Raw genomic sequence first — 21,691 nt, 5'->3', positions numbered from 1 at the left:
AACTTGTTTACAAAAGAAGCTATCTTATCCCCCATTTTCATGGTGAAAATTCTTTCCAATATGTGATCTCCCTCACTCTTGTTTTCTTTATTTCCTAATAATTTCCGAATAAAACGATTGTTACATTCGTATATTTATGACAATGAGATCACATTAATCATTCTAATGACAACTACTGAGCAATATCCAAGCCAATAGATACAAAAATAAAAGAACGAATGACTAGGTAAGTGAAGTGACAAACTTGTTTTCCTCATGCACCAATGCAACACTTAACAGTCTGGAATATAATTTGAAGGAAAAACATGTTCACTTATCAAGCATCCGTTGAGTTTATTGGGGAAGAAAATATATATGAAATCAATTTTAGCGATTTTCCTGACTTACAGGGTGTTAGCTATTGTAAAGAAGATGTTGAGTTAGAGGCCCAAGAAATTTTACTAGGCTCGTTTGCAGAATATATTGAACTCAGGAAACCAATCCCACTGGCTGCGCCAACAAAAAGTGATGCAACCTTTACTGTTTATTTACCGATAATCTGCTGCTTAAAAATTGCTTTGCATAACGCCATTCTCAACTCCGCAATACAACGTGCCGATCTTGCTCGCAGGTTGAATATCAATGCACAACAAATAGAACGTTTACTGGATATTCATTACGCATCTAAAATTGACCTTTTAGAGCAAGCCTTATACTTATTAGGCGTCGAAGCTTCAATTACTATGACGCAAAAATTGCTTGATAACAGCTAAGTTAGCCACAATTCAAGGTCAATATAATGAAAATATCATGGAAAAAACCAGGATCCCTTTACTGATTTATTCGATATACTAATAAGTGCTAATGTAATAGCAGAGGCTTGAGTTAAATTTAGCTCCTAACATCTCAAACTCTGCAGTTAAAATAATTCTTGTATATTCAGTTCCTTATAAAATAATAGCCCCTATTTCAAACCGCCTCTTTTTAACTGCTCAAAACCTAATCAAATTTTACGTTCCCAACCAAAAGCAACTCTCCCTTCAAATAGCCACTCACTTCTTTACTTCCGCGCTCTAATAGCCTGTCATTTTATCCTGCTATTAAGCCCAAAAAAGTTGAGAGATAACTTTATACTGCCCCTAAACTAACTAATTCCTTACTATGAATTAAATATTAACGTAAAAAGACTAATCAATATTTGATTGGCCTTTAACTATTTTATAATCCCTAGAATAATTTGTTTTAATTTAAAGCCTCAATGAGGTACAATCGATACGTTTTATATGGGGTATATATATGAAAAAAGAAAAACACCTAATCTCAAATATAAAAAACAACGACCAACCATACTGGCCTACATTAAAATTAATGTTAAGCTCATTAATTGTTTTTAATTTTTATTTAAATTTAGTTGATAAAAGCAAATATTCATTGCTTATTAATGTTTTTGACCTAACATTAATTCCTATGTTTGTATTTATAGTCGCATTTATAACAAAAAACACAACATGGAAAGAATTACTATCTCACCTTCTTCCAGCTTTTATCATTTATTTTACGTTTCAAACAATCGATATGCTCCCACTCTACTTTACTGGTGAGTTAACGTTAAAAGCATTCTTACTTTCCCCTCAGTACGGAGTTTGGTTCTTTTTAGCAACACCTATATGGCAAGCTGTTTTTTTATTATTACCAGAGAGCTTTAAATCAAACAAATTCAAGTTATCAATAATTTTAGCGATATCCCTATTAATATCCTATATAACAAAGAGTTATCTCATGACCCTCTCTGCGTTTTTCTCGGTTTTTTTATATTTTCCTTTTTTTGTCACAGCTTATTTTATTAATAATGAAAATATATCTTCGTTAAGAAAGGCGCCTATTATATCTATTTTCACCATAACTATCTTAACTGTTTTGTTCCTTAATTATCGAGATGTTTTTTTTGAATCCATATTTAACACAATTACCCCTCACTTATTAGCCGACTCCTTTTTTATCTATATTTTCAATTTCACAGCAAGTCTAATATTAGGGTTGGGTATTATTTACTTTGCATTATCAACTCGTAGATATGAAAAAATATCAAATAATGCCTTAGGTGTTTATTTAATTCACCCTATTATCTGCTTTGTTATATTACAAATTTTAAATCATTTAGGCATAGAGCTTAACTTCACTCTCATGGTGATATCAACTTTAGTCACAATTATTCTCGCACTTTTATTAGCGTCAAATTCAATTATTCATTGGTTTATTGAACCAGTATTTCGCTCTAATAAATTGAAATAATAAATTCATGAAGGATGTAATGACATCCTCTTAAATGTCAAATATATTATTGGCATAGATAATGTGAACAGAACCTTTACAAAACTTGTAACCCATTTAATATTCATTTGATAGTATCCCATTGAATTCATCACAATGGAGTGTTTTATGCGCAAATATATTGCACCTTTAGCGGTAATCTCAATCACACTATCTACGTTCGCTATGGCCAACTCTATACAAACCTCATCAGAATCTGTACAGGTAAAAGATGGTGTTATTAGTGCCCCTGAAGTCACTATTAAGTTAAACGGAACACAATCAGACAAAGGGTCACAGGGAAAGATTATCGTAGAAGCTGATTCTATCGAAATTGTCGATGGGGAACTGCGAGCAAAGGGCGCTAAATTATATGAACAGAATAAGGAAATAGAATAAGTAACTTATTGCCTGGGCAACGACAGCTCAGGCAATAAAAAACCCACTAGAGTATCTTTTTATTCCAACTTCGTATTCTTCTTTATACTCATTCCTTGTTGCAACACATAGCCACTTATCTGTGGATTTGCCATTTTCACTTCTATGTGCCCTTATTTATTCTAGAATTTCCCTTGCCTCTATCAGCTATGCAAGAAAGGGGCGATTAGAGAAGTATTGAGATGGTTCTGCGATATGCATTCTTAGTACCAGATTACTTAGCGAACATGCTAAACAAATTGATGCAGTATTTAATGGTCACGTCCCAAATAGTACGGATAAGTAACTCAACTAACACATAACTCTTTGAAAACCTGGTGGGTTGTGTGGGGATCGAACCCACGACCGAGTGATTAAGAGTCACCTACTCTGCCAACTGAGCTAACAACCCGATACAAATTATTTAACGCCTAACAATTGCTACAGTCAATATGATTCTGCTATTTTTATTACCTAAGTTAATTTTAAGTTATTAATGTAAATTTTAAGAAAAATATCGTTTGAATAAACATCACTTCGTTTCTAACAAGATAACTTTTCCTTACTCTAATTGAGATTTGTGTCACAATATTTCACGCAAACATAACCACAAAATTAAAAAAAAGACTGTGGCTAATTATCACAAACCATTACGGACATCTTTAGTATGGAAGAAAATGCGAATTCACTATCAACACAACCCAATACTGATCGTAATCAGCTAAAACGTAGCCTTAGTAACCGCCATATACAACTTATTGCGATTGGTGGCGCAATCGGCACTGGCTTATTTATGGGTTCTGGCAAAACCATTTCACTCGCAGGCCCATCGATTATCTTTGTATATATGATAATTGGCTTTGTGCTATTTTTCGTGATGCGCGCAATGGGTGAACTGCTACTTTCTAATCTGAACTACAAATCATTCAGTGATTTTTCTTCTGACCTTATCGGCCCATGGGCAGGCTTTTTTGTCGGTTGGACATACTGGTTCTGCTGGGTTATCACCGGTATTGCCGATATCATTGCCATTACAGCCTATGTGAGCTTTTGGTTCCCTGATTTTCCTGAATGGGTAACCTCGTTTATCTGCGTTGTCACTCTATTAACGCTTAACCTCGTTTCTGTTAGGCTTTTTGGTGAGCTCGAATTTTGGTTCGCCATGATAAAAATTGTTGCCATTGTGGCTCTCATTGCTGTAGGCGGCACATTAATCGCCATGAATTTCCAATCCCCTACTGGCCATACTGCATCTTTAAGTAACATTTGGAGCGATGGAGGAATGTTCCCGATGGGGATCAGTGGTTTCTTTGCTGGCTTCCAAATTGCTATTTTTGCGTTTGTGGGAATTGAATTGGTGGGTACGGCAGCAGCAGAAACACGCGATCCAGAAAAATCGTTGCCAAAAGCTATCAACGCGATCCCTATCCGGATTATTGCATTTTATGTCTTATCTTTAATAGTCATCATGGCTGTCACTCCTTGGCGAACCATATTGGCCGATAAAAGCCCATTTGTAGAAATGTTTGTCTTGATAAGCCTACCGGCAGCGGCAAGTATTGTTAACTTTGTGGTGCTAACTTCTGCGGCATCTTCTGCAAATAGTGGTGTGTTTTCCACCAGCAGAATGCTATTTGGGCTTTCAAAAGAAGGTGATGCACCAAAACAATTCAGCCAATTATCGAAAAAAGCAGTACCTGCTACTGGGTTAATTTTTACCTGTATCTGCCTCAGTTTTGGTATTGTCCTAATCTATTTTATTCCTGATATCATGCATGCATTCACGCTAGTCACCACCGTGTCTGCTATTCTCTTTATGTTTATTTGGAGCATGATTTTATATAGCTACTTAAATTTCCGTAAAAAACGCCCTGAAATGCACAAAGCATCTCATTACAAAATGCCTGCTGGAATTGTGATGTCATGGTTTAGCCTCGCCTTTTTCGCTTTTATGGTCGTGTTATTGGCGTTTCAGCACGACACAAGACAAGCCTTAATTGCAACTCCCGTCTGGTTTATTTTACTATTTATTGGTTATCAATTCGCCAAGCGTAGAAAAAACCATTAATGACTCCGCGTAAAAAGGCCGAATAACAATGCTGTTACTCGGCCTTTAAAATTTTATAAACCCACTAGGTTAACTAGCTTTATATTCGGCCTCAGCTTCATCAAAACGAGCTTGAGCGGCTGCACTTGGTGCTTTAGTCATTAAACTCACAACAACAATAGCGATTGTTGCTAATAAGAAACCGGGGATGATTTCGTACAAGTCAAACCATTTGTATTTCATCCAAACTAGCACTGTCACCGCGCCAACTAGCATTCCTGCAAGTGCCCCCGTACGGGTCATGCGTTTCCACATTACAGAAATTAAAACAACAGGGCCAAATGCTGCACCGAAACCCGCCCACGCATTACTTACTAAGGCCAAAACTTTGTTATTTGGATCACGCGCAATATAAATGGCAATTGCAGCAACCAACAACACCATAAAGCGCCCTACCCACACTAACTCTTTTTGGCTTGCACTCTTACGGATAAAGGGCTTGTATAAATCTTCCGTTAACGCACTTGCACAAACTAATAATTGACAACTTAACGTACTCATTACTGCGGCTAATATGGCTGATAATAAAATGCCAGCGACCCATGGATTAAACAAAATACCTGTTAACTCCATGAATATGCGCTCATTATTTTGCATGACCGCTCCCGCTAAAGCCGGATTATTTTCAAAATAAGCGATTCCAAAAAAACCAACCGCAATCGTTCCACCTAGGCATAACACCATCCATGTCATACTAATACGTCGAGCAGAACGAATAGTACGAGCAGAGTCCGCAGCCATAAAACGCGCTAAAATGTGAGGTTGCCCAAAATAGCCTAATCCCCAACCTAATAATGACAGAATTGCGATGATATTCATGTCTTTAAACATATCAAGATATTCGGGGTTTTTAGCTTTAACCACTTCAATAGAGGTATCTATTCCCCCTAAAGAAAGGATCACAACAATAGGTGTTAGGATCAATGCAAAGATCATTAATGAAGCTTGCACTGTATCAGTCCAACTCACCGCTAAAAAGCCACCTAAAAAAGTATAAGCAATAGTCGCGAGTGCCCCTAACCACATTGCCTTTTCATAACTCATGTTAAATGTGCTTTCAAATAATAAGCCACCTGCGACCACACCTGACGCACAATAAATCGTAAAGAAAACTAGAATAACAACAGCAGAAATAATACGTAAAATCTTACTATTATCTTCAAAACGGCTCGTAAAATAATCAGGCAATGTTAGTGCATTATTATTTTTTTCTGTTTGGACACGTAAACGCCCTGCGACAAATAACCAGTTAAGGTATGCCCCGAGACTCAAACCGATAGCAATCCAACTTTCAGAAATCCCGGCTAAAAAAATCGCACCCGGTAACCCCATGAGCAACCAACCGCTCATATCCGAGGCTCCAGCGGACAATGCGGTTACGACGCTACCTAAACTTCGCCCACCTAAAATGTAATCGTCAAAGTTTTTCGTTGAGCGATAGGCCATATAGCCAATTAATAACATGCCAGTAATATATACGACGAACATAATGATCATCGGAGTGCTTACAGTCATCCTGTTTTCTCCATTGAGTAGCTTTAAAATTGTGAGTTATCTTTATAAGTTTCCGCTGATAACTTGTAACTTCATGGTGTTGCACTTTATTGCACATATTTAATTTATCTACGCAAACACCAAAATAGGTTGTGATTATTTGTGTTGCACTAATTTAACATCTTAGCTATCCCATCCTAGACAGACTCGTATTAAATTAACAAGAAATTAACTATTTTTTATTGCATAAATAGAATCCATATCACAAATGTTAAAATTTAAACTTAAATTAACAATCGAGCGTTTAACTACGCCCCTGAAACAAAATAAGCATAACCACATGTAAAATATGATAAATTAATAAATATCAATTTAATTAAAAATAATAAAACTTAAAAAACTCGATATGTTTCACATTTCCTTCAGAAACCACACGTAACAATGTTGCACAAAGTTGCAACATTAAGATAATGTGGTGTAACTTTTTGATTAAAATGACTCGTGACCTAGAGGAATTAAGATGAGTAGCACTACAACTATGGGTGTGAGACTTGATGAAGCAACTCGGGAACGCATTAAAAATGCCGCTCAGCGTCTTGACCGCACATCACACTGGCTTATCAAACAAGCTATTTATAATTACCTAGAACAACTCGATAATGGCCAAGCCTTTCCAGAGCTCGCACCAGGTATCGATGTAAAAGAAAATCAAACTTCTGATGAAGACACCACCGTTGAATCTAACTATCAACCATTCTTAGATTTCGCAGAGCACATTTTACCACAATCTGTAAAACGCTCTGCAATTACTTCTGCCTATCGAATTCCTGAAACACAAGCTGTCCCAATGTTATTGCAACAAGCACAACTCCCGACAGAACAAGCTGAAGCCGCTCATAAATTAGCGTATTCAATCGCTGAAAAACTACGTAATCAAAAAAATGGCATCGGCCGTTCAGGCTTAGTTCAAGGGCTACTCCAAGAATTTTCACTTTCATCTCAAGAAGGTGTCGCACTAATGTGTCTCGCAGAGGCCTTATTGCGCATTCCTGATAAGGCAACGCGAGATGCACTTATCCGTGACAAAATTAGCAATGGGAATTGGCAATCACACCTTGGCCAAAGCAGCTCAATGTTTGTCAATGCCGCAACTTGGGGATTGCTGTTTACGGGCAAATTAGTTTCTACACATAATGAAGCAAAGCTATCAACCTCACTTAATCGCATCATTAGTAAAAGTGGTGAGCCCCTCGTGCGCAAAGGTGTTGATATGGCGATGCGCCTTATGGGAGAGCAATTCGTCACTGGCGAAACAATCTCCCAAGCACTCGCTAACGCACGCAAACTCGAAGATAAAGGCTTCCGATATTCTTACGATATGCTAGGGGAAGCCGCATTAACGGAAAAAGATGCGCAAGATTACATGGTGTCTTACCAGCAGGCTATCCATGCTATTGGCAAAGCATCAAATGGCCGCGGTATTTATGAAGGCCCGGGGATTTCAATCAAGTTATCTGCATTGCATCCACGTTATAGCCGTGCACAATACTCTCGCGTGATGGAAGAGCTTTACCCACGCCTGTTATCCCTTGTATTACAAGCACATCAATACGATGTAGGGATTAACATTGACGCAGAAGAAGCCGACCGCTTAGAAATCTCTTTAGATTTGCTAGAAAAACTCTGCTTCGAACCACAGCTTGCGGGTTGGAATGGGATAGGCTTTGTTATCCAAGCCTACCAAAAACGCTGCCCATTTGTGATTGATTCAATTATAAATTTAGCTGAACGAAGCCAACGCCGCTTAATGATCCGCTTGGTAAAAGGTGCTTATTGGGACAGTGAAATCAAGCGCGCTCAAATGGATGGGCTAGAAGGTTACCCAGTTTATACGCGTAAAGTGTATACTGACGTATCTTATATTGCCTGCGCACGAAAACTCTTGTCGGTTCCCAATTTAATTTACCCGCAATTTGCAACACACAACGCACACACCCTCTCTGCCATCTACCAAATTGCAGGTAAAAACTACTACCCTGGCCAGTACGAGTTCCAATGTCTACATGGAATGGGTGAGCCACTTTATGAGCAAGTTGTTGGTAAAGTTGCCGATGGCAAACTAAACCGCCCTTGTCGTATTTATGCACCTGTTGGTACACACGAAACTTTATTAGCCTATTTGGTGCGTCGATTATTAGAAAATGGCGCAAATACTTCATTTGTAAACCGTATCGCTGATGCTACTATTCCTCTCGATGAATTAGTTGTCGACCCAGTTAAAGATGTTTTAGAACTGTCTAAAACTGAAGGGCAAATTGGCTTACCACACCCAAAAATTCCATTACCACGTGATCTGTACGGCCAAGAACGTGTGAATTCAATGGGGCTTGACCTATCAAACGAACATCGATTGGCTTCGTTATCAAGTGCCCTTCTGAGCGCGGCTATGCAGCAAAAAACCGCAGAACCACTGTTAGGGGGTGATTTCCAAGCTTCGCAAACGTTACCTGAAGCTACACCAATTATTAACCCTGCCTGCCACAAAGATATTGTCGGCTACGTTCGTGAAACTACAGAGCAAGAAGCTGAGCACGCATTAAATACCGCTAACGATGCAGGTACTATCTGGTTCGCAACCCCGCCTTCTGAGCGAGCGGCTATCTTATTACGAGCGGCTGATCTCATGGAACAGCAGCTACAACCGCTGTTAGATATTTTAGTGCGTGAGGCGGGTAAAACTTACAACAATGCGATTGCAGAGGTTAGGGAAGCGGTAGATTTTCTTAACTACTATGCAACCCAAGTCAAAAATGATTTTGATAATAACACTCACCGTCCTTTAGGGCCTGTGGTCTGTATTAGTCCATGGAACTTCCCGTTAGCAATATTTTCAGGCCAAATTGCGGCGGCTCTCGCAGCAGGTAACACCGTACTCGCGAAACCCGCTGAACAAACACCATTAATCGGCGCTATCGCGGTATCTATTTTGCATCAAGCGGGTATTCCACGCGATGTACTGCAATTTTTACCAGGTAAAGGAGAAACCATTGGCGCCCAACTCGTTGGCGACGCTCGTGTTCGCGGGGTCATGTTTACAGGGTCAACAGAAGTCGCAGGGTTACTTCAACGTAATATTGCTGGGCGCTTAGATGCACAAGGCCGGCCTACCCCGCTGATTGCAGAAACAGGCGGATTAAATGCCATGATCGTTGATTCGTCCGCGCTAACAGAACAGGTTGTTACTGATGTTGTGGCGTCTGCGTTTGATAGTGCGGGCCAGCGTTGTTCAGCCCTGCGTATTTTATGTATCCAAGAAGATGTCGCAGATAGAACTATTCGCATGTTAAAAGGCGCAATGGAAGAGTGCCGTATGGGGAACCCAGAGCATTTATCAACCGATATAGGCCCTGTGATTGACCGTGAAGCAAAAGAGAATATCGATCAACATATTCAAAAAATGCGCAGTAAAGGGAAATCAGTCTTCCAAGCTGCATTTGAGAATCATGATGATCAGCAAGAGCAACAAGAAGGAACCTATGTTAAGCCGACATTAATAGAACTTGATGATGTTAGTGAGCTGAAAAAAGAGATCTTTGGCCCTGTTCTCCACGTTGTACGTTTTAAACGAGATGAGCTAGAAGCACTTGTTGAACAAATTAATGCAGCCGGTTATGGACTGACACTGGGTGTTCACACTCGTATCGATGAAACTATCAACCAAGTCGTTTCAAAAGCGAAAGTTGGCAATCTTTACGTAAACCGCAATATGGTTGGTGCAGTTGTTGGCGTACAACCTTTTGGTGGTGAAGGTTTATCTGGAACTGGCCCTAAAGCAGGTGGGCCATTATACCTCTATCGTTTATTAAGCGAACGCCCAGATAACGCAGTTTCAAATACCCTAGAACGACAAGATAGCCATTTCCCCATGGATGCCAGTGCTAGAACTGTTTTACTTGAGCCATTTGAAGCACTGACACAATGGTCTGAAAAACAAAACTCGATTATTTCGCCTTCAGCGATTGAACTATTTACACGCCATAGTCAAACAGGAACCACCCGTGTATTACCGGGCCCAACAGGAGAAAGAAATACCTATACCTTGCGCCCGCGTGGTTTGATTTTATGCCTTAGCGATAATGAACAAGATTGCTTAACCCAGCTAACCGCTGTACTTTCTGCAGGTTGCCAGGTGTTATGGCCAGATAGCGAACTCCATCAAAAGCTATTTAAATCACTGCCTGAAAAAGTGAGAAAAACCATATCGCTCACTAAAAATTGGATAGAAACTAAAGAACCAATCGAAGGGGTTATTTATCATGGTGACAGCGATCAGCTAAAAGAGGTTTGCGCAGTGGTTGCACAACGTAAAGGGCCAATTATTTCAGTACAAGGCTTTGAACGCGGTGAAACTAACTTGCTGACCGAACGCTTACTCCATGAACGTTCATTGAGTATCAATACTGCTGCAGCTGGCGGTAATGCTAGCTTAATGACTATTGGATAATAAACAAAATGGCCTGACCTCGTTATTTACGATGGTCAGGCCATACATCACAATCGATTTGTTTAAAAATACACTTATCTAAGCGCTAAAAACATAAAAGGTGCCCATAAGGACACCATTACTTAAAAATAACAATGAAAATAGCGACGCTTATTTTCAATATGTTATTCTAATTATTGCGTTTTTCTGATTCCCAGAATAAATACTGCTCATATTTACGTAATGCAATATTGTAATTACTGAACGCAGAATCTGTCATTTTCTCACTTAATTCATCTTGAACTTTACTCGCAGTAAATTCTTTCATAGAAAAATTAGATGAGGATAACAGCTCATCTAAACGGCGTAAGCGAACAACATATTCACGAACTGTGCTATGGCTCATCTCAGTCTGTAAGAATAAATACTGTTTAAATGACATAATATCAAAATAATCAGTATTACTATTGCAATAAATTTCACTACAAAAACGACAAAGTGCAGTAAATTTATCTTGTAGCTCCCCCCAAGTGCCCTCATCAACCAATTCAGTCATATCAGCGATAGCTTCTTTATTTAAGATGTCATCGTTGAAAACTAAAGAGATGCGATCAAGAGTCTTGTGACAATGTGCACAATGAGTTTGGCTGTGTTTAAAATCTTTGATGTAACGACTCAGAGGCCGTTTCTTTACAATAGAAGCAGACATAATGGTAAAGCCCTGTGTGTAAGTCTAAATATAAAAGTGTAACCAGATAAATCAGGCTACATACATTGTATGCCCATAGCATTAATATAATATCTGCTATGTTGCATCGCGATATAGCTAAGCCATATCATATATTCTTACTTTACCTTTGGAGAACTAATCACCCTATAAATGTATAGTAAGAAAAGTTATTGCCCTTTATTAAACGCATTCTAACCCGTCTTTCGCTCTTTGGCGAATTTCTATGATGAGTCAATTTTGGTACGAATTTGGGTTAGCGTCAACAAAATTAACTGAGTTGTCGTTAACTCTGTACACCTATCATTAACTATTACTTAAGCGCTATTGATATGTTAGTTCGCTTAAAAACAAAGACTTTACCTGATAATTTCATCTGCGTACAAAGAAAATTTGATTTAAAAATCAAACTTATACTAATACAAAGGTTTTATTCTTAAATTTGTGAAGTAGCTCACCTTTCACATCTATAATTGCATCTTAAATGAACAGCTATTAATTCTGTAAATATTTCATAGTGAAAACGCATCATTCGACCGTAAACATTTTGTTACAAATAAACGTTTTTGTAATGGATTTAATTTAATATAAGAAAATGTTATATCGATATTAAAAGAATTTATATAGGTAGCTTGCTTAAGTAATTTCACGCATTAAATATAATTCTACCGTGATAGTTGAAACATAATTATTGCCAAAAAATATGTTTATTAAATTAAGAAACCGTAACTCCACTTGTCCTCATTCTACAAGCTAGCCTTTAACTGTCTTCTCTCTAACCTCGATTACATTATCCAGTAATCACTCTAAATATAGGTAGAGTCGTCAAGACTGCATCATAACCACATGATAAAAAAGGTTTTAATATAAAGAAATGAAATTATGTAATGAAAACATCTAAAAATAAAACATGATAGCCCTATTAAATTGAAATTTAATCGATTAGCTAAAATATTATTTTAGGATTTGTCACGTTTGATATTAAAAACATCTCTTATATACTCAATTCGCTATATAAATAATTTTAATAAGGTTGATTATGAAAAAGTTGATTTTAGCTTGTGGTATGGGGTTATTGGCACTGACGATCACTGCTTGTTCAGAAGAAGAGAAAAAAGGCGAAGTTGCTGGTGCAACTGAAACTTGTAATGCTTACTTTGCTGAAGTTGATAGCTTAATTGCTAAAGCTTCGGAAAATCCGCAAGCAAAAACGCAGTTAGATGCAATGAAAGGCCAGTTGGAAGAAGGTAAAAAACAAGTTGCTGCACTACCTAAAGATCAGCAAGATAAAGCTTGCCAACAAGGTATTGATGCAATGAAACAGATGAAAACTGCTTTAGGCCTGCAATAAGCCCTATTCTTTTTATTCTGTAAAATCAAAAAGAGCCATTGTCATTATGGCTCTTTTTATCTTTTGAATATTAATGAGTTACAGTAAATAATAAATAACCCACACTAGATACCTAACAAAACAGATAAGAGGTTATTGGACCTCCCCCCCTTTAACGCTATTTTATAACCAAGTTCCAAAACGTTTGATATAAAATTGCTTCATCAACTGAGCGACAACACAATAGCTTACTAATGTGAGCGCTAACCATGGGAAATATTCTATTGGTAACGGTTGTAATCCTATCATTTCACCAAATGAAGAAAATGGAATATATAGTCCAAGAGCCATAATTAACCCCGTTGTTAGCATAACAGGTAGTGCGGCAGTACTTTGTATAAACGGTATTTTTTGTGTTCTTAACATATGAACAACTAGCGTCTGTGAAAGTAACCCTTCAACAAACCAACCCGATTGGAACAACGCTTCATGAGCAACACTATTCGCTTGGAACACGTACCACATTAGTGCAAAAGTCGTAATATCAAAGATAGATGATGTTGGCCCAATCCAAATCATAAAACGGCCGATATTCTTTGCATCCCACTTGCGGGGGCGTTTTAAAAACTCTTTGTCCATTTTATCCCATGGCAATGCAAGCTGGGAAATATCATACAGCAAGTTTTGAACGAGCAAATGAATAGCTAGCATCGGTAGGAAGGGAATAAATGCACTCGCAATTAATACAGAAAATACGTTACCGAAGTTAGAGCTCGCGGTCATATTTAAGTATTTAATAATATTACCGAATGTCTCTCGTCCTTTAATCACCCCCTGCTCTAATACCATCAAATCTTTTTCAAGTAAGATAATATCCGCAGACTCCTTAGCAATATCCGTCCCTGTATCAACTGAAATTCCCACATCAGCATCACGTAACGCAGGCGCATCATTGATCCCATCACCAAGAAAACCAACCGTATGTCCATTAGCTTGTAACCGTTTTAAAATACGGGACTTTTGCAAGGGTGTTAATTTACAGAAAACGGAAACCTGTTCAACTTTTTGGCTCAACTCTTCGTCTGTCAGTTCTTCAACCTCTAAGCCGGTCATGATTTCACTGATATTTAAACCAACATCATGACAAATTTTTTCAGTAATAATCGCATTATCCCCCGTCAACACCTTAACCGTCACACCGTTTTCACGTAGTGCAGCAATAGCTGAAATTGCACTTTCTTTTGCGGGGTCAAGAAAAGTTAAAATGCCTTGCAATTCTAACTGATGCTCAGCTTGAGCCGAAAGCGGTAAGCTGGCTTCCGCTTTATTCAAATAACGAGTAGCGAGTAACAATACACGAAATCCCTGTCTGTTATAGTCACTCACTAGCTCGGTAATTTTTGTTCTTGCTTGGTCATCCAGTAAATGAAGTTCACCATCTTGTTGGTAACTTTGGCAAACAGCTAACATTTCCTCAGCCGCTCCCTTACAAATAAGTAGGGCTTCACCCTCCGGTGTTCTCACAGTTACTGACAATTTGCGTCGAATAAAATCAAAGGGTAATTCATCAATTTTTTGAAATCCTTTTAGCTGCTCAACTTCACTGTTACCTCTACCACGGCGAATAATTGCCTGATCCATCATGTTTTTAGCGCCACTTTGATGGAAGCTATTTAGCCAAGCCAGTTGCAAAATTTTACTATTTTTCAGCCCATTACTGTCTAAATAATGTTCTAAAATAATACGATCTTGCGTTAAAGTTCCCGTTTTATCCGTACACAGCACATCCATTGCACCAAAGTTTTGTATCGCATTTAATCTTTTGACAATCACCTTGTGTTTCGACATGGCGATTGCCCCTTTGGCTAAGTTTGAGCTTACAATCATCGGTAACATTTCGGGCGTTAACCCCACAGCAACAGCCAGTGAGAATAATGTCGCTTCGAACCAATCTCCTTTAGTAAACCCATTGATAAGTAAGACAATTGGTACCATGACCAACATAAAACGGATCAATAACCAACTGACACTATTCACACCACGATCAAACGATGTTTGCGCACGGCTTCCCACAATCGATTTGGCCAGTGAGCCTAAATAGGTTTTTCCGCCTGTTGCGACTACAATTCCACGGGCTGTACCACTGGTAACATTAGTTCCCATTAAGCAGATATTTGAAATTTCTAACAACTCATTTTCTGTTGGCGATACAGGTTCTAAACTTTTAGCTGAAACATCACCCAATGTGTCATATTTTTCAACTGGTATGGACTCCCCCGTTAGAATCGCTTGGCTAATAAATAAATCTCTTGATTCGACTAACTTTAAATCAGCAGGAACCATATCCCCTGCGGATAACAACACTATATCCCCAGGTACTAAGCATTTAATCGGTACCTCTTTTCGAACTGAGCGCCCCGTTTTATTGTCGCGACGAAATACAGTCGCTGTCGTACGAACTAAAGATTTCAAGGCTTCTGCGGCTTTATTGGTACGATACTCTTGCCAAAAACGTAAAAATCCACTCAGTAAAACCATCGTGACGATAATAATCACCCCGGTTAAATCTGTTTCTTCATCTTGACGTTTGGGAATAACATAATCCGTAAAAAAGCTCACAATGGCTAATATAATCAGTACGAATATGAATGGATTTTTAAAGGAAGAGATCAATTGTTTCCATGCTGGAGGGGCTTTTTCATGAGCAACTTCATTTTCGCCTTCAGTCACTAAGCGATCCATCACCTCATTCTCTGGTAAGCCTAATAAATTTGTTTGATATTCGTTGAGCACTTGCTCAATATTTTTACTCGCTTGTTCGCCAACAATAAATTTTTGGCGAACAGCTGCTTTGACGCTTTTGCGCGGTTCTCTTATTTCAGTCATAACGTTGTCTCGAATACAACACTCGTGATTTTTACGCTATCCAACTGAAATAAAATTATTATCAGTAGGATAGCTCCAATTTACATCTCCATGACGGAGGGTGGTCGTCCATTTCAGCTCCTATAGTGTGTTAATTTAAAGTCATCAGGCCGGTAGCTCTGATGCCACTTTCCAATTGATAGCACTAACACTTTGCTCAAGGCTTATTCTGCATACCAATGCTTCAATTTCTTTCTGTTCGGCAGGTGTCGCAAGAAACTCAGCACACACTTCCAGCTGTTCAGGTTTCAATGTGTCTGCGCTGCTTAACGATCGCAATCGAATATGCAATCCGTTAATTGCTTGTAAAATAAGTGTTCTTACTAAGATTTCATCCGTTTGATGGCACATGACACGAATTTTATAACGTTGTTCGACATCGAGCGCTTGCTGTTGAGGTTGTTTATTAATTCGTGAAGCCGCTTCTCTTAACAAAATATTGGCGCATAAAATTAATAATGTCGCCATCAATGCCAAAGAGTATTGCCCTAATCCACATAAAACACCGATCCCTGCAGAACACCAAAGCGTCGCCGCAGTGTTTAACCCTCGGATATTCATGCCTTCACGCATAATCACACCCGCCCCAAGGAAGCCAATTCCAGACACCACTTGAGCAGCAATACGCCCGGGGCTATCTGGCGATGTCGTTACAGAACTTAAAATAAATACCGCCGCTCCAGTTGCAACCAGTGCATTCGTTCTCAATCCCGCCATTCGTTGACGCCATTGGCGCTCAGCACCAATTAATGCACCAAAACACATAGCAGACAGTAAATTTAAAATATCAGGGGAAAAAAGCATGATAATCCCTCCAAAAATAACTTGGATAATGATTTATATGCTTAATAAAAAGCATATAGCCATATTTTGAGTAAAATAATTACTCAAAAACCATTAGCTATTGCCAGGAGGAAATAGAGAATAAATATAGACCAACATAATACACACTCAATACAGCTATAATACGCTATCTAGTGAAATACAATTATAAGGGAGTAGTATGATGAGGAAACATCAGACACCGCCCGCCGTTGTGGCAAGCAGTGAAAAGAAAAGACGATTACTGGCTTGCCATTAAATTAAGTTTTTATTCCAACTCTGACTGTCCAAGTAATAATCTCCTAAATAAAAGATGGAAGGAGTATAAGTGGGGAAAATTATTAAGTAAAGGACAAAGTGCCCATTAAATTGAACTTATCTTTCAATTGGCGTAACAAAAATCCCTTCATCGCCTTCTTTTTCATTAAAGAACCAAATACCTTCAGGGTAATCAGGTAATGCAATTAAATACATTACCCCTTCATTGAAGGGTTCAATAAGTAAAATAGTTCCTTCTCGACGCTCTTCTCCGTCTGTTTTTACATAAACACGGTCATTAATATTCATAACATTCTTTTCCAACAAAATATATTAACCATAAATGTAACGCATACGAAAAAGCCCGTCATTAAAAATGACGGGCTTTAGAAAATCAGTTAAGCAATTAGCTTAGATAGCAGTTACGTTAGCAGCTGCTGGGCCTTTTGCACCGTTTTCAATGGTGAATTCAACTTGCTGACCTTCAGCCAGAGTTTTGAAACCATTGCCCTGAATGGCAGAGAAGTGGACGAAAACGTCTTTGCTACCATCAGCTGGAGTGATGAAACCGAAGCCTTTAGACTCGTTGAACCACTTAACTTGACCTTTCATTTTGTCGGACATTTGACTTTTCCTATATAACATCAAAAAAACTTGCCTTTTGGCATATACGGGCCAGAGTCAACTATTTAATCAGGGAAACACCAAGATGCAGCGTCACGGTCAAAGGCTATCTGTGATAACTTTCTTCTTTAGAACACACTAACTCAGTAATCATACATCAAATAGGACTGCTAAACAGGCCGACACTCATTAACTCATGACTTAAAGATAATAGCAACTATTTTATACGAGCAAACCTGAAAAATATGCCGTTTTTTCGATTACATCACTTTTATCGACTATAACGTTAACAAAATCGTTGCATTTAGTTGATAGTTTAAAGAAAACTTTAATCTAAAAAAGCAGCCGCCACCAAATGTCAGTGAGAACTATCTGATACAATGACAATCTGTGTAAATATTTTTTTTAACTGATATATAACAATCTTAATTGCTCGTGATACCCTCCTAGTATAGATATCTGACAGAGAGTTATACACATGGATATTATCAAACAAATACTCGTTGAAGATTTGGCTACCATCAATAAACGCGAAAACCGTGATGGGAAACCTTATTTTAATAGCCAATTTCTCGCCAACCACCCTTATTTATGTATTGGCATGGTTGCGGCTTATGTCCCCCTGGCCATAATTCTTTGGTATGCCCCTTATTTTGGCCCTTATTGGGCTCTAGGTATCACCATTCTTTTTATTGTATTAGCAAGTGTACTACTTTTTGACATCAAACCTGTTTATCACTTTGAAGATATTGGCGTCTTAGATTTACGTGTCTGTTATAACGGAGAATGGTTTGTCACTGAGCCCGTTTCTGATAACGCAATAAGCAAAATTATTGATTCACAAGATGTAAGCCCAGCTATCAAACAAGAAATATCGCGTTTAATTGCTTTAAAGGGGATGATTTCATTTTATGACATCTATCACGTCGCTTATCCTGAAGTTTCTACGCAATTACCAGGCGCACTTGCGGCTCAAAATTAATTCAATATCAATTAACTAGAGCAAAACTTCATCATAATGTGCAGTGAGTGAGCAGTTAGATGTTTTTTCTGTTTTTATGATTGACAGCCTGAGATGATATCGTTAATATTCGCCTCGTTCTCAGGAACAAGTAATTCCTCCATAGTTCAGTCGGTAGAACGGCGGACTGTTAATCCGTATGTCGCTGGTTCAAGTCCAGCTGGAGGAGCCAAATTTTAAAAGCCCGCTTAATGCGGGCTTTTTGCTATCTGCTTGATATATCTCTCACTAATGTATCATTCATCTCTACTGTGAATAATCCCCCTCCCTAATCCATATGTCATGCATTAGGATAGATAATCACCAAATCGATTACTTAACACTCACTTGGCTATTTTTTTCATTTTTATACTTTACAACAGTGAACAGGATGGGTAATATGCGCCTCGTTCTCAGGAACAAAGCAATTCCTCCATAGTTCAGTCGGTAGAACGGCGGACTGTTAATCCGTATGTCGCTGGTTCAAGTCCAGCTGGAGGAGCCAAATTTTAAAAGCCCGCTTAATGCGGGCTTTTTGCTCTCTAGCTGAAAGTTACTCTTCTTAGCATTACTTTATTTACGGCAAATACAAGTGTTCCCACCATAAAATAAATGCCTATTCTTTCTCTAAAAAAAACTGTTTGATCGTCTGGCGTAACCATTGATGCGCAGGGTCCCGATCCAATCTTGGATGCCATGCCTGCACAATAAATATCGATTCCAACTCTAAAGGAAGTTCAATTTCAACTAATGGCAAATTCACACTCTTGACCCCTTGTAGCACATGACGAGGAAGCGGCAAAATATAATCAGAATTCATTGTTAGCATCATGGCTGAATGAAAGCTAGGTAAGGTTAATACAACATTACGCTGTAATTGAAGATCCCGTAATGCGTCATCAATTGGCCCTAACGTTCGCCCTCTCCGTGATACGCTAATATGCGGGTAATGGGTTAAACTTTCAGGCGTCACCTGCCCGATAATCGGATGCCCAGGGCGAACTAACGCCTGAAAAGTGCTAGTAAATAAGCTCTGAGCTTTAATTTCAGGGTGCCAATCTCGAGAAGAACCGATAACCAAGTCTACCTTACCACTACGCAAAGAATCATCTTCTGTATCACTTTCTGCAATAAAAACTAAACGGCTTTGTGGTGCCAGCTCCCTCAGTTTTTCTAATAACCCGCCACCTAAAGCACCAATGAAAATATCATTCGCACGAATAACAAATGTTCTTTCTAATGTTTTTGGATTGAATAACTCGTCAGGATCTATTAGCGCTTCCGCTTGAGCAATAATATGGCTAAGTTGTTCTTTTAGTTCTAATGCTCTCGGCGTGGGTACTAATTTACGCCCCGCCCTGACTAGGATCGGGTCATTAAATTGCTCACGAATTCTCCCTAAAATTCGGCTCATGGCAGGAGCGCTCAGGTTCATTTTTTCGGCTGCTCCTCCTACACTTCCCTCTTCCAACAATAAATTCAACGCATAAATCAAATTGAAATCAATTTTTTGTGGCATTTACCCTCCTCGCCCCTTAGCAGTCCTCCTTATTAGTGGATTGCGTTTTATGCAATAGTTTAATTACATCATTTCATTTTAAACAATTAAATAAAGTTTAGATACTACTGCTGAAAAATGACAGAACAAATTTTTAAATAGCAGGAGTTTGAAATGGTTGATGCGTCTATCACACAACCCAAAAAAAACAAATGGATAGCCAGCGCGAACGAGATCAGTGGTCGCACATGGATGGGGCTATTTGGTGTTTTTTTAGCGGTAATGGCGAGTGGCGTGGGAGAAAACGCCAGTAAATTCGCTCTAGGCGATATTCAGGGCGCAATGGCATTAAATATCGATACTGGAAGTTGGCTAATCACTTGTTATGTAACCGGTTTTGTAATTGGCTCGGGATTTACACCTTGCTTTTGGCCGACGTTCTCACTACGTCGTGTCGCACTTGTTATGTGTTCTATTTATCTGATTGGTGGGTTAATTACACCATGGCTTGGAAACCATTATGCCCTTCTATTGACAATACGTAGTTTACAGGGCTTTGCTGGCGGTGCTCTCCCCCCGATGTTAATGACGGTAGTGCTGCGTTTTATGCCTCCACTTATTAAAGTTTTAGGTTTAGGGGCTTATGGTTGGGTTTCTGCGTGGAGTGCGACTTTTGGTGTCACTGCAGCCGCTTTTGCCTTTCACTGGGGGTGGAGTGGATATTTTTATTGGAATTTACCACTCATGGCGATAGCCACCATCTGTATTGGCTTTGGTTTGCCACAAGACCCTTTACGTTTAGAACGACTCAAACAGTTTAACTGGCGAGGTTTACTTCTGGGCGGAAGTGCACTTGCCATGCTCACCGTAGGGATTTCCCAAGGAGAGCGCCTTGATTGGTTAAATTCATCATTAATTTATGTTTTATTAATTGGTGGCCTTGGCCTATTAGCCCTGTTTTTGATAAACGAGTGGTATCACCCATTACCCTTTTTCAATTTACAATTACTTGGCAAACGAAACTTGTCATTCTCATTAATCACCCTTGGTGGTGTATTATTGATTATGGTTTCTTTGGTGAATATTACCTCTGGCTATTTATCGGCTATTCAAGGGTATCGCTTAGAACAAACCTCAGACATGATGCTATGGGTATCACTCCCACAGCTCATTACGCTCCCTATCGTTGCCATTATTTGTAATACCCCAAAAGTTGATTGCCGTTGGGTGCTCGCCATGAGTTTGCTTTTGATGGCGACCGCTTGTGTTCTCGCATCGCAGCTAACCCCTGATTGGAATGGCGATAATTTTAGATTGATTTCCCTCTTACAAGCCGTAGCCCAACCCATGGCCGTCATTCCGCTATTGATGATGGCAACTGGTGGATTATTACCTACTGATGGCCCCTTTGCTGCGGCTTGGTTTAATGCCGTTAAAGGGTTTGCAGCAACGGCTGCTGGGGGAGCAATCGCCCTGTTTAGCCGCCAGCGTGGCGATTTCCATTCGGGCGTGATTGCTGACAGCTACGGCAGTACTTATCGCGATACTGCTACAAACTCTATTGGCGAGCTCACTAAACTCGCCTCAAGCCAAGGACATGTTTTAGCTAGCTCTGACCTGTATTTGCTGGTTTCTGGTTTAGCACTGTTATTAACCGGGCTGATTTTAGTGATGCCAACTCGTATTTACCCACCGCGGTCTGTTGCCGCTGTTTAGT

The 21,691-nt window shown here is 39.1% G+C and carries 15 protein-coding genes and 3 tRNA genes; 10 read left to right on the top strand and 8 right to left on the bottom strand.

Annotated elements, in window-relative coordinates:
• Nucleotides 1-305 precede the first annotated feature (305 nt).
• From M1E86_RS07160 to M1E86_RS07150, 3 genes are all read left to right on the top strand, one after another.
• The gene (locus tag M1E86_RS07160) at nucleotides 306-752 is read left to right on the top strand and encodes a hypothetical protein (protein ID WP_213914092.1); all 447 of its coding nucleotides are present in this window, start codon (nucleotides 306-308) and stop codon (nucleotides 750-752) included.
• 523 nt (nucleotides 753-1,275) lie between these two features.
• Nucleotides 1,276-2,271 (top strand): acetyltransferase, encoded by a 996-nt coding sequence (locus M1E86_RS07155; RefSeq protein ID WP_213914093.1) that lies wholly within the window; start codon nucleotides 1,276-1,278, stop codon nucleotides 2,269-2,271.
• 147 nt (nucleotides 2,272-2,418) lie between these two features.
• Nucleotides 2,419-2,688, top strand: coding sequence for a hypothetical protein (locus M1E86_RS07150; RefSeq protein WP_125890788.1), 270 nt, complete (start codon nucleotides 2,419-2,421; stop codon nucleotides 2,686-2,688).
• Between the two features lie 354 nt (nucleotides 2,689-3,042).
• On the opposite strand, the gene M1E86_RS07145 is transcribed toward M1E86_RS07150, so the two are convergent.
• Nucleotides 3,043-3,118 (bottom strand) — tRNA-Lys (locus M1E86_RS07145).
• A 255-nt stretch (nucleotides 3,119-3,373) separates the two neighbouring features.
• Here M1E86_RS07145 and cycA point away from each other — a divergent pair.
• Nucleotides 3,374-4,774: a D-serine/D-alanine/glycine transporter gene (cycA, locus tag M1E86_RS07140; protein ID WP_125890787.1), complete on the top strand. Its 1,401-nt coding sequence runs from the start codon at nucleotides 3,374-3,376 to the stop codon at nucleotides 4,772-4,774.
• 69 nt (nucleotides 4,775-4,843) lie between these two features.
• On the opposite strand, the gene putP is transcribed toward cycA, so the two are convergent.
• Nucleotides 4,844-6,328, bottom strand: coding sequence for a sodium/proline symporter PutP (gene putP / locus M1E86_RS07135; protein ID WP_125890786.1), 1,485 nt, complete (start codon nucleotides 6,326-6,328; stop codon nucleotides 4,844-4,846).
• A gap of 499 nt (nucleotides 6,329-6,827) precedes the next feature.
• Here putP and putA point away from each other — a divergent pair, with 499 nt between their 5' ends.
• Nucleotides 6,828-10,811, top strand: a complete 3,984-nt coding sequence (putA, locus tag M1E86_RS07130; protein ID WP_426099324.1) for a trifunctional transcriptional regulator/proline dehydrogenase/L-glutamate gamma-semialdehyde dehydrogenase — start codon at nucleotides 6,828-6,830, stop codon at nucleotides 10,809-10,811.
• Between the two features lie 169 nt (nucleotides 10,812-10,980).
• Here putA and fliZ read toward each other — a convergent pair whose 3' ends face one another.
• On the bottom strand, nucleotides 10,981-11,499 hold the full coding sequence (fliZ, locus tag M1E86_RS07125) for a flagella biosynthesis regulatory protein FliZ (protein WP_125890784.1): 519 nt from the start codon (nucleotides 11,497-11,499) through the stop codon (nucleotides 10,981-10,983).
• A 1,057-nt stretch (nucleotides 11,500-12,556) separates the two neighbouring features.
• Here fliZ and M1E86_RS07120 point away from each other — a divergent pair.
• Nucleotides 12,557-12,868, top strand: coding sequence for a DUF5339 domain-containing protein (locus tag M1E86_RS07120; RefSeq protein WP_125890783.1), 312 nt, complete (start codon nucleotides 12,557-12,559; stop codon nucleotides 12,866-12,868).
• Nucleotides 12,869-13,030: 162 nt separating this feature from the next.
• On the opposite strand, the gene mgtA is transcribed toward M1E86_RS07120, so the two are convergent.
• The 4 genes from mgtA to cspE all read right to left on the bottom strand — a co-directional run bounded on the left by mgtA (nucleotide 13,031) and on the right by cspE (nucleotide 17,476).
• Entirely contained in the window at nucleotides 13,031-15,733 is a 2,703-nt protein-coding gene (mgtA, locus tag M1E86_RS07115) for a magnesium-translocating P-type ATPase (RefSeq protein WP_426099323.1), read from the bottom strand.
• Between the two features lie 144 nt (nucleotides 15,734-15,877).
• A complete protein-coding gene (locus M1E86_RS07110) occupies nucleotides 15,878-16,576 on the bottom strand; it encodes an MgtC family protein (RefSeq protein ID WP_042847948.1) in 699 nt (232 codons plus the stop codon).
• A gap of 393 nt (nucleotides 16,577-16,969) precedes the next feature.
• Nucleotides 16,970-17,161: a protein DsrB gene (gene dsrB / locus M1E86_RS07105; protein WP_004255792.1), complete on the bottom strand. Its 192-nt coding sequence runs from the start codon at nucleotides 17,159-17,161 to the stop codon at nucleotides 16,970-16,972.
• Between the two features lie 102 nt (nucleotides 17,162-17,263).
• Entirely contained in the window at nucleotides 17,264-17,476 is a 213-nt protein-coding gene (gene cspE / locus M1E86_RS07100; RefSeq protein WP_004909801.1) for a transcription antiterminator/RNA stability regulator CspE, read from the bottom strand.
• 478 nt (nucleotides 17,477-17,954) lie between these two features.
• Between cspE and M1E86_RS07095 the strand changes: the two genes are divergently transcribed.
• The 3 genes from M1E86_RS07095 to M1E86_RS07085 all read left to right on the top strand — a co-directional run bounded on the left by M1E86_RS07095 (nucleotide 17,955) and on the right by M1E86_RS07085 (nucleotide 18,981).
• Nucleotides 17,955-18,458, top strand: a complete 504-nt coding sequence (locus M1E86_RS07095) for a YlaC family protein (protein WP_213914095.1) — start codon at nucleotides 17,955-17,957, stop codon at nucleotides 18,456-18,458.
• A gap of 135 nt (nucleotides 18,459-18,593) precedes the next feature.
• A tRNA-Asn gene (locus tag M1E86_RS07090) sits at nucleotides 18,594-18,669 on the top strand.
• 236 nt (nucleotides 18,670-18,905) lie between these two features.
• Nucleotides 18,906-18,981, top strand: a tRNA-Asn gene (locus tag M1E86_RS07085).
• A 111-nt stretch (nucleotides 18,982-19,092) separates the two neighbouring features.
• Here M1E86_RS07085 and M1E86_RS07080 read toward each other — a convergent pair.
• Nucleotides 19,093-19,995 carry a LysR family transcriptional regulator gene (locus tag M1E86_RS07080; protein ID WP_125890780.1) on the bottom strand — a complete coding sequence of 301 codons (903 nt, stop codon included), beginning with the start codon at nucleotides 19,993-19,995 and terminating at the stop codon, nucleotides 19,093-19,095.
• Nucleotides 19,996-20,148: 153 nt separating this feature from the next.
• Between M1E86_RS07080 and M1E86_RS07075 the strand changes: the two genes are divergently transcribed.
• Nucleotides 20,149-21,690 carry an MFS transporter gene (locus M1E86_RS07075; protein ID WP_213914096.1) on the top strand — a complete coding sequence of 514 codons (1,542 nt, stop codon included), beginning with the start codon at nucleotides 20,149-20,151 and terminating at the stop codon, nucleotides 21,688-21,690.
• The last annotated feature ends 1 nt before the right edge of the window (nucleotide 21,691 follow it).

It is taken from the genome of Providencia sp. PROV200 (genome assembly GCF_049901995.1).
Classification (GTDB): domain Bacteria; phylum Pseudomonadota; class Gammaproteobacteria; order Enterobacterales; family Enterobacteriaceae; genus Providencia; species Providencia rettgeri_E.
Note: the sequence above shows the minus strand (reverse complement) of the source record. Positions and strands in the feature narration are given on the sequence as shown.

Excerpts from the sequence above, each read along its gene's own strand:
- M1E86_RS07160 (WP_213914092.1), top strand. The coding sequence starts at position 306 with ATGTTCACTTATCAAGCATCCGTTGAGTTTATTGGGGAAGAAAATATA.
- M1E86_RS07155 (WP_213914093.1), top strand. The coding sequence starts at position 1,276 with ATGAAAAAAGAAAAACACCTAATCTCAAATATAAAAAACAACGACCAA.
- M1E86_RS07150 (WP_125890788.1), top strand. The coding sequence starts at position 2,419 with ATGCGCAAATATATTGCACCTTTAGCGGTAATCTCAATCACACTATCT.
- cycA (WP_125890787.1), top strand. The coding sequence starts at position 3,374 with ATGGAAGAAAATGCGAATTCACTATCAACACAACCCAATACTGATCGT.
- putP (WP_125890786.1), bottom strand. The coding sequence starts at position 6,328 with ATGACTGTAAGCACTCCGATGATCATTATGTTCGTCGTATATATTACT.
- putA (WP_426099324.1), top strand. The coding sequence starts at position 6,828 with ATGAGTAGCACTACAACTATGGGTGTGAGACTTGATGAAGCAACTCGG.
- fliZ (WP_125890784.1), bottom strand. The coding sequence starts at position 11,499 with ATGTCTGCTTCTATTGTAAAGAAACGGCCTCTGAGTCGTTACATCAAA.
- M1E86_RS07120 (WP_125890783.1), top strand. The coding sequence starts at position 12,557 with ATGAAAAAGTTGATTTTAGCTTGTGGTATGGGGTTATTGGCACTGACG.
- mgtA (WP_426099323.1), bottom strand. The coding sequence starts at position 15,733 with ATGACTGAAATAAGAGAACCGCGCAAAAGCGTCAAAGCAGCTGTTCGC.
- M1E86_RS07110 (WP_042847948.1), bottom strand. The coding sequence starts at position 16,576 with ATGCTTTTTTCCCCTGATATTTTAAATTTACTGTCTGCTATGTGTTTT.
- dsrB (WP_004255792.1), bottom strand. The coding sequence starts at position 17,161 with ATGAATATTAATGACCGTGTTTATGTAAAAACAGACGGAGAAGAGCGT.
- cspE (WP_004909801.1), bottom strand. The coding sequence starts at position 17,476 with ATGTCCGACAAAATGAAAGGTCAAGTTAAGTGGTTCAACGAGTCTAAA.
- M1E86_RS07095 (WP_213914095.1), top strand. The coding sequence starts at position 17,955 with ATGGATATTATCAAACAAATACTCGTTGAAGATTTGGCTACCATCAAT.
- M1E86_RS07080 (WP_125890780.1), bottom strand. The coding sequence starts at position 19,995 with ATGCCACAAAAAATTGATTTCAATTTGATTTATGCGTTGAATTTATTG.
- M1E86_RS07075 (WP_213914096.1), top strand. The coding sequence starts at position 20,149 with ATGGTTGATGCGTCTATCACACAACCCAAAAAAAACAAATGGATAGCC.